Annotated in this window: 1 protein-coding gene; it reads right to left on the bottom strand. The window is 62.4% G+C overall.

What is annotated here, in order from left to right; all coding sequences use genetic code 11:
• Positions 1–474 (bottom strand): hypothetical protein (locus ACT3S6_RS15905; protein WP_444555778.1); only part of this gene is annotated, 474 nt, incomplete at its 3' end.
• Positions 475–535 lie beyond the last annotated feature (61 nt).

The raw sequence follows: 535 nt of genomic DNA on the forward strand, positions 1-535 counted from the left end.
GCGGTAGGACACGAACTGGCCGGAGGTGAGCTCGGCATTTATCGCGGACGCCTCGCGTTTGGTTTTGCCCGGGATGTAGCTGGTGATCTTCATCCCGTGGGCTTCCAGCACGGATTTCATGTGTTTGATCGCTGCCGGGCCGTCATCAGTGGGGCTCGAGATCACCATCAGCAGCAGTTGATGTGGACCGTCGTCGGCGCCGCAGGGTTTGGGCGAAAACGGGTCGCGGTCATCGGGGGAGAAGGGATCGCCATCGAGGTAGGTCCAGTCGCCTCCGGCTTCGTCGGTGATCTGGGTGATTTCGGTGTAGAAGTCTTCGCGGATGGATGAGGCATCCCGCTGGTCCGAGGCCACGGAGGATGCTGTGGCGTTGGTGGGGGACTCGTCCTGACCGGGTATGCAAGCGGTCAGGGCGAGTACGCACGCCAAGCCCAGGGCTACGGTGGCCGAGGTGGTTCGAAGGGAAGGCGTCATGGGCGAGGGGATCCTTCGCGGTGGGGTGCTGATCAGTTGAGGTCTTGGAGCATCGTTGGAT

This window comes from Arthrobacter sp. AOP36-C1-22 (genome assembly GCF_052377515.1).
In the GTDB taxonomy this organism is placed as follows: Bacteria; Actinomycetota; Actinomycetes; order Actinomycetales; family Micrococcaceae; genus Arthrobacter_H.